Below are 14848 nucleotides of genomic sequence, written 5' to 3'. Positions count from 1 at the left end.
TGCGGTTCGTGCCCAATCCCTAACTGGTCAGACCACCCCAGCGGCGGGTCCGCGACAGCAGTGCGGCGACAGCGGCGACGCCGGCGGTGGAGGTGCGCAGCACCTCGGCACCGAGGCGTACGGCGACCGCGCCCTGCGCCACGAACCGGCCGACCTCCGCCTCGGTGAGACCGCCCTCCGGTCCGACCACGACGACCAGGTCGCCGTCGGCGGGCAGGGCGAGGGCGCCGAGTGGCTCGGTGGCGTCCTCGTGGAGGACGACCGCGACGTCGGCGGAGCCGATCAGGTCGACCACCTCGTCGGTCCCGGCGAGCGGCAGCACGGTCGGGTGCCAGGCGCGGCGGGCCTGCTTGGCCGCCTCGCGGGCGGTCGCCTGCCACTTGGCGTGCGACTTGGCGGCGCGCTCGCCCTTCCAGACGGCGACGCTGCGGGCGGCGGCCCACGGGACGATCCGGGCGACCCCGATCTCGGTGAGGACCTCGACGGCGAGCTCGCCGCGCTCACCCTTGGGCAGCGCCTGCACGACGGTGACCGACGGCCGGGGCTCGGGATGGTCCTCGACCGCGGTGACGCTGACGGTGAACGCCCGCTTGGCGGTGGCGGTCACCTCGCCGGTCGCGACCAGGCCCAGCCCGTCGGTGAGCAGCAGCCGCTCCCCCACCCGCAGCCGTCGTACGACGACCGCGTGGTGTGCCTCGTGGCCCTCGACGGTGACCGCGTCACCGGGGCCCACGCCGTCGAGCGACGCGACGAGGTGCTGGGGCAGCGTCATGTGCTCAGCCGTGGGTCAGTGCGCGGTGAACGCGTCGCGGAGCCGGCCGAACATGGTCTTGTGGGCCGGGCGGACGTCGCCGGTCGGCTGCTCCTCTCCGCGGATCGCCGCCAGCTCGCGCAGCAGCTCCTCCTGGCGGGGGTCGAGCCGGGTCGGGGTGTCGACGGCGATGGTGACGGCGAGGTCGCCGCGCCCGCCACGCAGACCGGGGACGCCGCGGCCGCGGAGCAGGACCTGGTGGCCGGACTGGGTGCCGGCGGGGACCTGCAGGTCGAAGGAGCGCTCGACGTCCGCGCTCGCGTCGAGGTCGGCCTCGAGGGTGGGCAGCTCGATCGTCGTACCGAGGGCGGCGGCGGTCATCGGCACCGACACGGCGCAGTGCAGGTCGTTGCCGTGGCGCTCGAAGACCTCGTGCGGCGCGACGTGGATCTCGACGTACAGGTCGCCGGCGGGGCCGCCGCCGGGACCGACCTCGCCCTGCTCGCTGAGCTGGACGCGAGTGCCGTTGTCGACGCCGGCGGGGATCTTGACGGTGAGGGTACGACGCGAGCGGACCCGACCATCGCCCGCACACTCGCGGCACGGGTCGGGGATCACGGTGCCGAATCCGCGGCACGCCGCGCACGGGCGCAGCGTGCGGATCTCGCCGAGGAAGGAGCGCTGGACGTGGGCGACCTCGCCCTGGCCGTGGCAGGTCTCGCACGGAACCGGGTGGCTGCCGGGGGCGGCGCCCTCGCCGCCGCAGGTGGTGCACCGCACGGCGGTGTCGACCTTGAGCTCGCGGGAGACGCCGAAGGCGGCCTCGGCGAGCTCGACCTCGATCCGGATCAGGGCGTCCTGACCGCGCCGCACGCGCGGCCGCGGACCGCGGCCACCGCCCTGCGCGCCACCTTGGCCGCCGAAGAAGGCGTCCATGATGTCGGTGAACGAGAAGCCCGCGCCCTGACCGCCGAAGCCGCCGCCGAACGGGTCGCCGCCGCGGTCGTAGGCCGCCCGCTTCTGCGGGTCGGAGAGCACCTCGTAGGCGGCGGTGACCTGCTTGAACCGCTCCTGGCTCTCCGGGTCCGGGTTGACGTCCGGGTGGAGCTGGCGGGCGAGCTTGCGGTAGGCCTTCTTGATGGCGTCGGCGTCGGCGTCGCGACCGACGCCCAGCAGCTCGTAGGGGTCCTGGCTCACTTCTCTTCTTCTCAGCTCTCGTCGAGGATGCGGGAGACGTAGCGCGCCACGGCACGCACCGCCGCCATCGTTCCGGGGTAGTCCATGCGGGTGGGGCCGACGATCCCGAGCGCGGCGAGCGCGTCGTCGGGGCCGTAGCCGGTGGCGACCACGCTGGTGGAGGCGAGGTTCTCGTAGGGGCCCTCGGCGCCGATGCGGACCGTCACCGCACCGCCGGAGGTCGCCTCGCCGAGCAGCTTGAGGAGCACGACCTGTTCCTCGAGCGCCTCGAGCAGCGGGCGGACCGAGGTCTCGAAGCTGTCGCCGAACCGGGCCAGGTTCGCCGTACCGCCGACGACGACGCGCTCGTCGGAGCGGTGGTCGCTCATCGCCTCGACCAAGGTGTCGACGACGGCGACGGTGGGCGCGGAGGCCGTCGGGGTGCCCGCGTCGTCGCGGACCAGGGCGAGGAGCGCGGTGGCGGCGTCGGCGATCACCTCGCCGGTGGCGGCGAGGTTGATCCGCGAGCGCAGGGTGGCGAGCTCGTCGTCGCTGATCTCGGCGTCGAGCTCGACGAGGCGCTGCTCGACACGGCCCGAGCTCAGGATCAGCACCAGCAGCAGCCGCACCGGCGTCAGCGCGACGACCTCGATGTGGCGCACGGTGGAGCGCGAGAGCGTGGGGTACTGCACGACGGCGACCTGCCGGGTCAGCTGCGCGAGCAGGCGGACCGAGCGGTTCACGACGTCGTCGAGGTCGACCGCGCCCTCGAGGAATCCGGCGATCGCGCGGCGCTCGGCCTGAGTGGTCGGCTTGACCGTGGAGAGGCGGTCGACGAAGAGCCGGTAGCCCTTGTCGGTCGGCACCCGACCGGCGCTGGTGTGCGGCTGGTGGAGGTATCCCTCCTCCTCGAGCGCCGCCATGTCGTTGCGGATGGTGGCCGGCGAGACGTTGAGGTGGTGGCGCTCGACGAGCGCCTTGGAGCCGACCGGCTCCTCGGTCGAGACGTAGTCCTCGACGATCGCCCGCAGCACGGCGAGCCTGCGCTCCTCCTGCATGCCCACCTCCTGAACCTTCGCCGAGCCCCGTGGAACCTGGCACTCCACCGCCGGGAGTGCCAATCCTAGCCCTGACCCGGTCGAATCCCCGGACCCGCGGGACACGCCCTTCCCTCTCCGCCGCGATTCAAGTAGGTTAGGCTCACCTAATATCACCCAGGCTCACGACGGAGCTGCAAGGAGCGGACATGACGGTCGACCCCGGTCTCGACGTACGACGCCTCGCCGCTGCCGCGCGCAGCATCCTGGCCTGCCCGCTCGAGGTACAGCTCGTCGTCGACGGCCTCGACGACGTGACGGCCGGGCTCGATGACAGCCTGCTCGAGATGCAGGACCACGGCGGTCGCCCGGTCCTCTCCTGCCCCGCCGACTCCGCCCTCGCCATCGCCGCCACAGACGCCCGCGGCGCGCTGCTCACCCTCACGAGCGGCCTCGGCGCCGCCGGCTCCCCCGACCGCGACGCCACGCTGACCCTGTCCGGGCGCCTCGACGCGCTCGGTCTCGAGCAGTGCGAGTGCTGCGACGAGATCCGGATGCGGATCGGCGTCGACCTCGACTTCGCGCTGCTCGCCCGGGCCAGTGCGCCGGACGACGCACCCGACGAGACCCGCGTCCGGGTGCCGCTCGCCGCGTTCACCTCCGCCGAGCACGACCTCAACCGCGGCTTCCTGCAGCGCTCCACCGAGCACGCCAACCACTGCCACCAGGACGAGCTGCGCCGCGCCGTCGCCTCGATGACGCAGACGCGCCTCGGCGAGGTCGTCGGCGTCCAGCTCACCGGGCTGCGCCCCGAGGGCGTCGAGCTGCGCTGGGTCGACCTCACCGGCGCCCACCGCACCGTGCTCCGCTTCGCCACCGCGGCCTGCTCCGCGCAGGAGCTGGGCGAGCTGCTGCGCACCGAGCTGCACGCCGGCCTCTGCTGAGCCGCTCCGGATCGCTACGGTGGACGCGTGCCGTTCACCGAGGTCGCGGACCGGGTCTGGGTCCGCCGCGTTCCGTCGTACGACGTCAACCTGGTCGCCGTCGGGGGCGAGCGGGGCCTGGTGGTCATCGACACGCTGGCCAGCGCCGCCGAGGCCCGCGCCGCCATCGCCGCGATCGGCGACCTGCGCGCCGGCCCGGTCGTCGCGGTCGTCAACACTCACGACCACTTCGACCACGTGCTCGGCAACGCCGCCTTCAAGGACCGCTACGACGACCTGCCGGTCCACGCGACCGACGAGGCCGCGGCCCGCACCGACCCCGCCGCACCGCCCGCCGACCACACCTTCTCCAGCGCCGCGGTCATCGACCTCGGCGACCGTCAGCTCGAGCTCGTGCACCCCGGCCGCGGCCACACCGCCGGCGACCTCGTCGTCCGGGTCCCCGACGCCGACGTACTCCTCGCCGGCGACCTCGTCGAGGAGTCCGCTCCCCCGTCGATCGGCTCCGACTCCTGGCCGATGGACTGGCCGCAGACGCTCGACCTAGTCCTCGGCCTGACCACTCCCTCGACCGTCGTCGTACCCGGGCACGGCGGCGTGGTCGACCGGCGGTTCGTCGAGCAGCAGTGCGACGACCTGCGTGCCGTCGCCGAGACGATCCGCGAGCTCGCTGCCGGCGGCGTACCCGAGGCCGAGGCGCTCGGCGCCGCCGACTGGCCCTTCCCTCTCGAGGCGCTGCACCACGCGATCGGGCGGGGGTACGCGCAGCTGCCTCCGGCGAGGCGACAGCTGCCGCTGGCCTGAGCTCCCACGTCGCAGGACCCGACCGCCCGCGGCGCAGACCGGACGAGGTCCGCGCACAACGGATAGTCGCGGCGCGTCCTGCCTCCCTAACGTCCCCTCCCAATCTCTTCCCGAGAACAAGGAGGCAGGAACGATGGGAGCTCTCGACGCCCGCACGGCGATCGTGACCGGCGGCTCGACCCTGATCGGACACGGCGTGGTCCAGGCGCTCGCCGACGCCGGCGCGCACGTGGTCGTGGCAGACCTCGACGCCGCCGGCGCGGCCCCGGTCACCGGCGGTTCGGTGACCTTCCGGCGCACCGACGTCACCGACGACGACCAGGTCGCCGCGCTGGTGCGGGAGACCGCCGCGCAGCACGGCGGCATCGACGTCGTGGTCAACCTCGCCAGCGTCTACCTCGACGACGGGCCCGCGACCTCCCGAGCCGACTGGCTCACCGCGCTGGACGTCAACGTGGTCTCGATGGTCGCCGTCGTCCAGGCCGCCCTCCCCTGGCTCCGCGCCAGCCGGCACGCCTCGGTCATCAACTTCGGGTCGGTCTCCTCGAAGGTCGCCCAGCCGGGCCGATGGACCTACCCGGCCAGCAAGGCGGCCGTCGTCCAGCTGACCCGCAGCATGGCGCTGGACCTCGCCGCCGACGGGATCCGGGTCAACTCGGTGAGCCCCGGCTGGACCTGGTCGAAGATCATGGACCAGCTCTCCGGCGGCGACCGCGCGAAGACCGACGCCGTGGCCGCGCCCTTCCACCTCACCGGCCGGGTGGCCGACCCCGCCGAGATCGGCGCCGTGGTGGCCTTCCTGGCCTCCGATGCGGCGTCCGTGGTCACCGGCGCGGACTGGGCGGTCGACGGCGGCTACTCGGCGCTCGGACCCGAGCAGGCACTGCCCGCGATCCCGCAGCTGATGGCGTGAGGTGGTCGGGATGAGGATCGCCATCGTCGGCGCGGGCTTCGCCGGCCTCGCCTCCGCCAAGGTGCTGCGCCAGCTCGGCCACGACGTCACCGTCCACGACAAGGCCCCGGACGTCGGCGGCGTGTGGAGCCGCACCCGCCGCTACCCCGGACTGCGGACCCAGAACAACAAGCAGACCTACCACTTCTCCGACCACCCGATGCCGCGCCGCTTCCCCCAGTGGTTGGAGGGCGCCCAGGTGCAGGAGTACCTCGAGGAGTACGTCGAGCGCTTCGGGCTCGCCCCGTTCCTCCGCCTCGGCACCGGGGTCGAGCAGGCCGTGCCCGCTGCTGGCGGCGGGTGGGACGTGACCACCACCGGCGCCGGGGCCGGCACCGAGCACTACGACCACCTCGTCGTCGCGAACGGCATCTTCTGCGAGCCCGCGATCCCCGACTTCGAGGGCGTCGCCGAGCTCACCGCCGCCGGTGGCCGGCTGATCGCGACGAGCGAGCTGGCCGGCCTCGAGGAGGTCCGCGACCGGCACGTGCTGATGGTCGGCTACGGAAAGTCGTCGTGCGACGTCGCGGTCGAGGTGAGCCGCGTCGCCGCGAGCACGACCGTGGTGGCCCGGGGCCTGCTCTGGAAGGTGCCCCGCCGGATCAAGGGCGTGCTCAACTACAAGTACCTGCTGCTCACCCGGCTCGGCGAGGGGCTGTTCCCCTACCAGCGGCTCACCGGTGTCGAGCGGGCCCTGCACGCCCGTGGCTCCGCCCTGCCGGACGCGATGCTCGGCAGCGTCGAGAAGGTCGTCACCGCCCAGCTCGGGCTGCCCGGCCTGGGGCTGGTCCCCGATGCTCCCTTCGCGAGCATCGCCAAGGCCTCGGTGTCCCTGGCGACCGAGGGGTTCTACGAGGGCGTCGCCGCCGGCACGATCGCGGTCCGTCGCGACACGGTCGTGGCCCGCTTCCTGGAGAAGGACGGCCGGCCCCACGCCGAGCTCTCCGACGGCTCGGTGGTCCGCGCGGACGTCGTCGTGTGCGGCACCGGCTTCCGGCAGGAGGTCCCGTTCCTCCCCGAGGACGTGCAGCACCGCCTCCTCGACGAGCGCGGGAACTTCGCCCTCTACCGCCAGATCCTGCCGGTCGACGTGCCGGACCTGACCTTCGCCGGCTACAACTCGTCGTTCTTCTCACCGCTCTCGGCCGAGATGTCTGCGGTCTGGATCGCCTCCTACCTCGCGGGCCACCACACGGTCCCCGCACCGGAGACGATGCGGGCGGTCGTGCGCGATCGGGTCGCGTGGATGGAGGATCGGACCGACGGGCACTCCGCGCGTGGCACCAACGTCGTGCCCTTCTCGATGCACAACATCGACGAGGTGCTCGGCGAGGTCGGCCTCGACGTCGGCCGTGCCACGAAGGCGGTGCAGTGGCTGCTCCCGGTCCGCCCGTCGTCATACCGGAAGGTCGCCCGACGGCTGGCACGGCGGGTCGCACGACAGGCCTCCGCCGATTCCGCGTGACGAAAAACCCGACCGGATCCGGTGCGTGAACGGGTCCCCCGGCCCTAGGGTCGGCGGACCCGTTCACGCAAGGAGCAGCCCATGGGCGCCGACCTGCTCGCCCAGCACCCCGTGGTCGTCACGACCGAGCTCGACGTCGCTCGGGAGCAGGTCGCTGCGCGCTACTGCGCCCACGCGCTGACGCTGGCGCGCCGTGACGGCCGGCTGGACCTGGTGCACAACGCCGTCGGGATCGGCGAGGACGTGGTCCTCAACTACATGCGCTACGGCGAGGAGGTCCGGATCACGCCGGGCCGCTTCCTCGACTTCTACCTCGTCCAGCTGCCCCTGCGTGGGCGGGCCCGGGTGCGCTCGGGACGGCGGGAGCTGGTCGCCGACCGGCGCACGGCGTTCGTTGGGTCGCCCGACGACCCGGTCGACATGCGCTGGTCCGCGGACTGCGCCAAGCTCGTGGTCCAGGTACGACGCAGCGCGGTCGAGGCCCTCGCCGCACCCGGCGTCGCCTTCGACCCGGTGCTCGCCCTCGACCGCCCATCGGCGCGGGACTGGCTGCGGCTGCTGTGGCTCTGCGTCGAGCAGCTCGAGGTCGGCAGCGACCTGATCCACTCCCCGCTGGTCGCGACCAGCTACGAGCAGACCCTCGTCGCGGCGCTGATCGCGCTGCAGCCCAACAGCGCAGTCGCGCAGCCCCGCACCGCCGCTCCCACGCACGCGGTCCGCACCGCGCAGGCGCTCATCGACGGCGACCCCGGGCGGGCTTGGCGGGTCGCCGACCTGGCCGAGCTCAGCGGCGTGTCGGCGCGCACGCTCCAGGATGCCTTCCACCGCGACCTGGGGACCACTCCCCTGGCCGAGGTACGGCGGGCCCGGCTCGAGCGCGCCCGGCGCGACCTGGTCGCCGCCGACCCGCTGTCGACGACCGTCGCCGTCGTGGCCGCCCGGTGGGGCTTCTTCCACCTCGGCCGCTTCGCCCGGGCCTACCGTGACCGCTTCCACGAGCTGCCCTCACAGACGCTGGCGCGCTGACCCCGATGGTCAGCGCGCCAGGTGGGTGCGAAGCGGGTCGGACTGGACTGCCTACTCCGCCAGCTCCAGCGCGGCGCTGGCCGCGACGGTGTTCGTGCCGCGGCCCTCGGGCAGCAGCGAGGTGCGCAGGACGACGTACACCACCGGACACAGGACGAGCGCGACCAGGAAGCCGAGGTTGGTCCGGCCGGAGTCCTGCAGCCAGTAGGCGACGGCGGACGAGCCCAGCATCGCGACGACGCCCGCCCAGTTGACCTGCTCGACCCGCTCCGCGCTGCGGGCCCGACCACGCCCGACCACGAAGAAGTCGGTGATCATCAGCGCGCACAGCGCGGTGGTGAGGATGCCCAGCAGGCCGAGGAACGAGTTGATCCGGTCCAGGATGTCGCCCCAGATCGCGAGCAGCGCGATGACGTTGCCGAGCACCACCATGAACAGTCGGCCCGGGCTGCGGCCGAGGACCGCGTCGGACAGGTTGCTCAGCGCGAGCGAGCCCGAGTACGTGTTGAGCACCTGCGCCTTGGCCTGCGCGGCGTACATCACGAGGAACCCGAGGAAGCCGGACAGGACGATGAAGTACGCGCCGGGGTTGGCCGACGACATGAAGGCGATCTTCTCCGGGATCGTGGCACCGGCCTGGCTGGCCGCCTGGGCGGCGTTGGCCGGGTCAGCGAGGTACTCGGCGACCACGACGTTGCCGGCCTGGAAGACGATGGTGCCGATCGCGACGATCACGATGTTGACCACGATCGCGCCGCCGACGGCGAGCACCTTCACGTCGCTCGACGTCCGGGCGTAGCGGCTGAAGTCGGCCCCCACGAGGGCGAGGGCACCGGCGATGCCGGCGATGATCGAGAGCGCGCCGGTGACCTCGGTGAAGCCGACGTTCGGCGGGCTGTAGGCCCAGATGTCGGCCAGCGAGACGTGGGACTTGTCGAGCGCGATCACGGTGACGACGACGAACAGCACGCCGCAGACGGCGGTGAGCAGCAGGGAGACCTTCTGCACGAGCCCCAGGCCGAACGTCGTGAGCGCGATCCAGGCCAGCGTCAGGACGCCGAAGATGCCGATCTTGTTGGCCGCCGACGGCTCCCAGCCGAACATGAAGATCGTGCCGTAGTAGAGCAGTGCGTTCTCCAGGGCGAGGAAGCCCAGGATCATGAACGCGAAGACCAGCGAGGCGATCGCCGACCCACGGGCGCCGAGGCCGTGGAAGCGGGCGGTGACCGTGGAGGACGTGCCGGTCACCTGACAGATCCGGCCCACGGCCCAGCCGATCGACGAGCCGAAGACCGCCGCGACCAGGGCGACGACGAGTCCCCACTTGGTCCCGGCGGTGAAGGTGACGGCCGCGCCGACCCCGAGGACGACGAGGGTCGAGCCGACACCGGCGGTGTTGGCGAACAGCGACCAGCCGCTCTGGCGCTGGTCGAGGGGCACGGACTGGAGGGCGTTGTCCTCGATGACGGCCCGGAGATCGGGCCGTCGTGGGGTGTTTTCGGGCATGACGGAACTCCTGACGGGGTGGGTGGGGTGACCGGCCCGGCGCTGACTGCGCCGGGCCGGTGTGGGAGCCCGAGAGACGGTGAGGCTCAGAGGTTGAGCTGCGCCTCGATCTCCGCTGCGCGCTCGCGCAGGTACATCACGAACGAGCCGCTGCGGTCGACGACGCAGTCGTACTGGTCGAGCACGACGATGGTCGTCGTACCGAGCTCGATGACCGCGGGCCCGCTGAGCCGGGTGCCCGGCCCCATCGAGGTGCCCTGGTGGACGTCGACCTCGACCATCGCCTTCTGTGCCGGAGACCAGATCTCTCGCCGGGCGGGACGCGCGGGCTTGTCGACCGGGACTTCCGAGCTCAGGTCGATCCGCTCGTCGGAGGTCCGCCCGACCGCCGACAGGCGGACGTTGAGGACGTCGATGGGCATCTCGTCGCTGTGGTAGCCGAAGAGCAGTTCGTGCTCGGCGTGGAAGGCGGACGCGATCGCGGCGACGTCGGGTGCGTCGAGCATGGTGGCATCGAGCGGGATGCCCAGCTCGTACCACTGGCCCTTGTAGCGCAGGTCGAGCGACGGCTCGAAGGAGATCGCGTCGTCGCCGACCCCCTCGCCGTGCAGGGTCGCGCGGCCCTCCTCGGCCATCGCCTTCCAGGTGTGGACCAGGCCGTCGAGGTCGAGGCTGTCGAGCCGGTCGTTGGCGCTCTGCACGTAGTCGTGCTTGAAGTCGCACACGAGCATGCCGGCCGCACAGAAGATCGACGAGTCACGGGGCGTGATCAGTACCGGGATGTCCAGCTCGCCCGCGATCGCGGCCGCGTGGACCGGTCCCGCACCGCCCGCCACGACGATCGGGAAGTCCCGCGGGTCCAGGCCCCGACGCACCGTGATGTCACGGACGCCGGAGGCCATCGAGACGTTGACCATCTCGTAGATGCCGGCCGCCGCCTCCAGCACGCTGATGCCCAGCGGCTCGGCGACGTCGCGGCGGATCGCCTCCTCGGCGGCCTTCTTGTCCAGCTGCATCTGGCCGTTGAGGAAGCTGTCCGGGTCCAGGTAGCCGAGCACGACGTCCGCGTCGGTCGTTGTCGGACGGTCGCCGCCGCGGCCGTAGCAGGCCGGGCCGGGCACGGCTCCGGCGCTCTGCGGTCCGACACTGAGCAGACCGCCCTCGTCCACGGAGGCGATCGAGCCTCCCCCCGCGCCGATGGTGTGGATGTCGACCGAGGGCAGCGCCAGCGACCAGCGGTCGATGCTGCCGTCGGTCATCACCAGCGGCTTGCCGCCCTTGACCGCCGCGGCGTCGAAGCTGGTGCCGCCCATGTCGACGGTCAGGCACGAGTCCCAGCCGTGCTCGGCGGTGACCAGCAGGCCCGCGGTCGGCCCCGACGCCGGGCCGGACAGCAGCGACAGGGCGGCCCGCCGGGCCAGCTGGTCGGGCGTCGCTACGCCACCGTTGGACTGCATCATGAGGAGGAGTCCGCCGAAGCGCACCTCCTCGAGCAGGCCGGTCAGCGTCGTCAGGTACGACGAGATGATCGGCCCGGCGTACGAGTTGAGGACGGCGGCGCTGGAGCGCTCGTAGTAGCGCGCCTGGCCGAGCAGTTCCGCCGACTCGGTGAGGTAGACGTCGGGCAGCAGCTCGCGGAGCAGCTCCGCGGCCCGCTGCTCGTGCGCCGCGTTGGCGTGCGAGTGCATGAACGAGATGGCGACCGACTCGACGCCCTGCTCACGCAGGGTCGCCGCAGCCGCGCGTACACCGTCTTCGTCGAGCGGCGTCACTTCTTCGCCCTGGTAGTCCATCCGGCCCTCGATCGGCAGCCGGAGGTGTCGCGGCGCGAGCGGCTCCGGCATCGCGAGGAGGTTGTCGTAGCCGTCCTCGCGGGTGCCGTGCCGCATCGGCAGCACGTCACGGAAGCCCTCGGTGACGAGCATGGCGGTCTTCGGGCCGCGCCGGGTCAGCAGCGCGTTGGTGGTCACGGTCGTGCCGTGCACGATCATGCCGATCCGGTCGACGAACTCCTCGACGGTCGTGCCCTCGAGGTCGGCCAGCTCGCGCAGCCCGTTGAGCACCGCCTGCGGTGGATCGGACGGGACCGAGCTGGTCTTGTGGATGCGGCGGCTGCCGTCGGGGTAGATCACGAGGAAGTCGGTGAACGTGCCGCCGACGTCGATTCCGATTCGGATGCTCATGGTGGTGCTCATGGTGGGTCCTTGCGGGTCAGGCGCGCAGCGCCGCGGTCTGGACTTCGTCGACGGCCTGACCGTCGGCGGTGAGTACGACGCCGTAGTCGGCGCGGGCCTTCTCGGCCGAGAGGAGGCCGTCGCGGACCTCCGCGAGCACCTTCGCCGCGGGACGGCGGCGCGGGTCGCCGTACCCCGCTCCGCCCCCGGCGTTCGAGACGATCCGGGTGCCGACGGGCTGGTCGATGATCTCCTTGGAGCCCCAGTCCTGACCGGAGCCGTCGGGGTACTCGACGCGCAGCTCGTTGAGGCCGGAGTCGCGGCCACCGAACAGACCGCGGGCCGGGTAGGCGCCCTCGTGCGCCATGTTGTCGGCCAGGGTCACACCGATCTGGCCCTCCCCGTAGGTCCGCCAGGCCGACCGCGTGCCGTAGCCGCCGCGGAACTCGCCGGAGCCCGCGGAGTCCGGGAGGTACTCGTTGTACTCCAGGAAGTGCGGAGTGGTGATCTCGAGCATCTCCGGGTCGGGGTAACGCATCTGGCCGGCGGTGCCGGTGAAGCCGAGCGCGTCCCAGCCGTCCTGGCCCTGGACGCCGCCGGGACCTGTCCTCTGGAAGACGGTGAAGGCCGCGAACGGCTCACCGGTGCGCGGGTCGATGCCGTTGGTGGCGGTGCACATGTACTTGTTCCAGCCGGCGCAGACCCGGTCGGGCAGCGCGTCGGCGAGCGCGAGCATGATCGCCTCGACGACCTCGTCGCAGAGCTGGTTGCCGTAGATCGTCGCGGCCGGGAACTCCGGGTCGACGATCGATCCCTTGCGGAACCTCGTCGCGATCGGCGCGAACAGCCCCTGGTTGGTGGGGATCCGGATCCCGCCGCTGGCCATCAACATGAGGAACGCGATCCGGACCGCACCCTTGGCCGCGGCGGGAGGCATGTTGCAGATGCCGGGCGACTGGTCGTCGGAGCCGGAGAAGTCGAAGGTGATGTCGCTGCCGGCGATCTCGATGTCGACGGCGATCTTGTACTTCTTCTCCGGGTCGACGCCGTCGGAGGTCATGAAGCTCTCCCCGTGGTAGCGGCCGTCGGGCCAGCGCCCGACCTCGGCCTCGACCTGGCGGCGCGAGCTGTCGAGGATGTAGCGCCAGTGCGACTCGTAGCTCTCGAGCCCGTAGCGGTCGACGACCTCGACCACCCGACGCGCGCCCACGGTGCAGCAGCCGACCATCGCCCGGATGTCCTCCATGACGAAGCCGAACCGGATGTTGGCGGCGAGCAGGTCCCATACGTCCTTGCGCGGGACGCCCTTCTCGGCAAGCTTGAGCGGCGGGATCCGCAGCGCCTCCTGCCAGATGTCACGGGCGTTGGGGTTGTAGCCACCCGCCGTCATGCCGCCGATGTCGGCCAGGTGGCCCTTCGCGGCGGTCCAGCCGATCAGCTGCCCCTCGGCGAAGATCGGCAGGAAGATGCCGGTGTCCGCGTTCTGGTTGCCGCCGTGGTAGACGTCGTTGTGGATGATGACGTCGCCCTCGTGGATGTCGTCGCCGAAGTACTCGATGATGTACTCCAGCGACGGGTGCGCGCCGAAGGCGATGATCGCGGCGAACTCGGCCTGGGCCAGGGTGTTGCCGTTGCGGTCGAAGATGACCGTCACCAGGTCGCCGATCTCGTTGAAGATCGGGGAGCGCGACGAGCGCATCAGCATCGTCGCCATCTCCTTGGCGACGGAGTCGACCCGGCGCTGCAGGACCGACGCGGTGATCGGGTCGATGCCGGCGGCCGGCGCGGTGGTCGGCTCGGTGGTCATGGGCTCAGTGGTCATGGATGGTGACCCCTCCTCGGGAGACGCGGTGGAGACCGGTCGGGTGCTCGGAGAGCTTCCGGCTGCCGCCGGACTCCACGATGAAAGTGTCGGACATGTAGCCGCTGTGGCGCCCCTCGATGTCCTGGACCATCGGGTGCAGGGTCAGGACCATGCCTGCCTCGATGGTGTTGTCGGGTGACTGCTCGGGATCCTCGACGACGTCGAGGCCGATCATCGGGTCCTCGATCACGTCGAGGCCGAGCGAGTGCCCGGACCAGTACGACGTGGTGGCACCGTGCTGCTCGACGCCCGTCAGCACGGTTCGCTGGATGTCGCTCGGGATCGCGCCGGGTGCCATCGCCCGGGCGCCGTTCCCGATGCCGTCGGTGACCGCGCGCGCCATCCGCGCGGTGACCTCGTCGGGCTGGGCGAAGGTGACCATCCGGGCCAGCTCGGTCCAGTAGCCGCGCGGCCCGATCATCTCGAAGGAGAACGTGTGCACGTCGTGGGTGCCGAGCACCCGGTCGCGCGGGCTGTCGAAGGTCGAGCGGGAGTGCTCGTTCTGCTCGTCGGTGTGCATGGACAGGAAGATCGGGTCCTCTCCGCCCAGCAGGTGGCCGACGCGGTGCATCTCGGCGCCGATCTCGCGCTCGGTGATCCCGGGGTGGACGATCTCGAGCAGCCGGTGGAAGCACTGGTCGAGGATGTGCGCCGACTCCTCGGCTCCCGCCAGCTCGTAGCCGCTCTTGACCGCGCGGATCCGCTCGAACTCCTTGGTGAAGTCGACGAACGCGCAGCCCGGGAACGCCTCGGTGAGGGCGAGGTACTCGTTGACCTTGAGCACCTGGCCCATGCCGATGATGCCGACCTTCTCGACCCGGCTCGACTCCTTGAGCGCCTCGACCAGGCCGGCGCCGGTCGTGGCCGGGAACCGGTAGTCGCGCACCCAGCCGGAGACCGGCTTGCGGGCACTGACCAGGCTGCCGGACAGGACGAGCACCGGCTCACGGTCGCGCAGCAGGACGGCGTTGCCGTACTTGTGGCACAGGTTGTAGTCGGCGACGTAGCGCAGCGATCCCTTGTGGCCGCGGTAGTCGTTCGCCGCGAAGACGAGGGCGTCGAGGTCGTGCTCGACCATCGCCTTGTCGAGCTCGGCCCAACGCCGATCGCGCTCGTCGATGGACTGGGACATGGGGAACCTCCTCCAAT

General features: G+C 71.8%; 12 protein-coding genes. 5 read left to right on the top strand and 7 right to left on the bottom strand.

Annotated features, from left to right (window positions below; genetic code table 11):
- Positions 1 to 19 precede the first annotated feature (19 nt).
- Genes QI633_RS09235 through hrcA form a run of 3 tightly spaced genes read right to left on the bottom strand, consistent with a single transcriptional unit; the run spans position 20 to position 2985 of the window.
- Positions 20 to 772: a 16S rRNA (uracil(1498)-N(3))-methyltransferase gene (locus QI633_RS09235; protein ID WP_282428766.1), complete on the bottom strand. Its 753-nt coding sequence runs from the start codon at positions 770 to 772 to the stop codon at positions 20 to 22.
- A 15-nt stretch (positions 773 to 787) separates the two neighbouring features.
- Positions 788 to 1948: a molecular chaperone DnaJ gene (gene dnaJ / locus QI633_RS09230; RefSeq protein ID WP_141799432.1), complete on the bottom strand. Its 1161-nt coding sequence runs from the start codon at positions 1946 to 1948 to the stop codon at positions 788 to 790.
- An 11-nt stretch (positions 1949 to 1959) separates the two neighbouring features.
- Positions 1960 to 2985 carry a heat-inducible transcriptional repressor HrcA gene (gene hrcA / locus QI633_RS09225; RefSeq protein WP_141799433.1) on the bottom strand — a complete coding sequence of 342 codons (1026 nt, stop codon included), beginning with the start codon at positions 2983 to 2985 and terminating at the stop codon, positions 1960 to 1962.
- 188 nt (positions 2986 to 3173) lie between these two features.
- Between hrcA and QI633_RS09220 the strand changes: the two genes are divergently transcribed.
- The 5 genes from QI633_RS09220 (at position 3174) to QI633_RS09200 (ending at position 8155) form a co-directional block, all read left to right on the top strand.
- Positions 3174 to 3908: a hypothetical protein gene (locus QI633_RS09220; RefSeq protein ID WP_282428765.1), complete on the top strand. Its 735-nt coding sequence runs from the start codon at positions 3174 to 3176 to the stop codon at positions 3906 to 3908.
- A 27-nt stretch (positions 3909 to 3935) separates the two neighbouring features.
- Entirely contained in the window at positions 3936 to 4712 is a 777-nt protein-coding gene (locus QI633_RS09215) for an MBL fold metallo-hydrolase (RefSeq protein WP_282428764.1), read from the top strand.
- A 133-nt stretch (positions 4713 to 4845) separates the two neighbouring features.
- Positions 4846 to 5625: an SDR family oxidoreductase gene (locus QI633_RS09210; RefSeq protein WP_282428763.1), complete on the top strand. Its 780-nt coding sequence runs from the start codon at positions 4846 to 4848 to the stop codon at positions 5623 to 5625.
- Between the two features lie 10 nt (positions 5626 to 5635).
- Entirely contained in the window at positions 5636 to 7129 is a 1494-nt protein-coding gene (locus QI633_RS09205; protein WP_282428762.1) for an NAD(P)/FAD-dependent oxidoreductase, read from the top strand.
- Between the two features lie 81 nt (positions 7130 to 7210).
- Positions 7211 to 8155 (top strand): helix-turn-helix domain-containing protein, encoded by a 945-nt coding sequence (locus tag QI633_RS09200; RefSeq protein ID WP_282428761.1) that lies wholly within the window; start codon positions 7211 to 7213, stop codon positions 8153 to 8155.
- Positions 8156 to 8206: 51 nt separating this feature from the next.
- Here the strand turns inward: QI633_RS09200 and QI633_RS09195 are convergent, their stop codons facing one another.
- From QI633_RS09195 to QI633_RS09180, 4 genes are all read right to left on the bottom strand, one after another.
- Positions 8207 to 9661, bottom strand: coding sequence for a hypothetical protein (locus QI633_RS09195; RefSeq protein ID WP_141799439.1), 1455 nt, complete (start codon positions 9659 to 9661; stop codon positions 8207 to 8209).
- An 86-nt stretch (positions 9662 to 9747) separates the two neighbouring features.
- The gene (locus QI633_RS09190) at positions 9748 to 11856 is read right to left on the bottom strand and encodes a hydantoinase/oxoprolinase family protein (RefSeq protein ID WP_282428760.1); all 2109 of its coding nucleotides are present in this window, start codon (positions 11854 to 11856) and stop codon (positions 9748 to 9750) included.
- Between the two features lie 16 nt (positions 11857 to 11872).
- Positions 11873 to 13657 (bottom strand): hydantoinase B/oxoprolinase family protein, encoded by a 1785-nt coding sequence (locus QI633_RS09185; protein WP_141799441.1) that lies wholly within the window; start codon positions 13655 to 13657, stop codon positions 11873 to 11875.
- On the bottom strand, positions 13647 to 14831 hold the full coding sequence (locus tag QI633_RS09180; RefSeq protein WP_282428759.1) for a M24 family metallopeptidase: 1185 nt from the start codon (positions 14829 to 14831) through the stop codon (positions 13647 to 13649). The genes QI633_RS09185 and QI633_RS09180 overlap by 11 nt, the downstream gene beginning before the upstream one ends.
- Positions 14832 to 14848: the final 17 nt, after the last annotated feature.

The organism is Nocardioides sp. QY071 (assembly GCF_029961765.1).
Classification (GTDB): Bacteria; Actinomycetota; Actinomycetes; order Propionibacteriales; family Nocardioidaceae; genus Nocardioides.
Note: the sequence above shows the minus strand (reverse complement) of the source record. Positions and strands in the feature narration are given on the sequence as shown.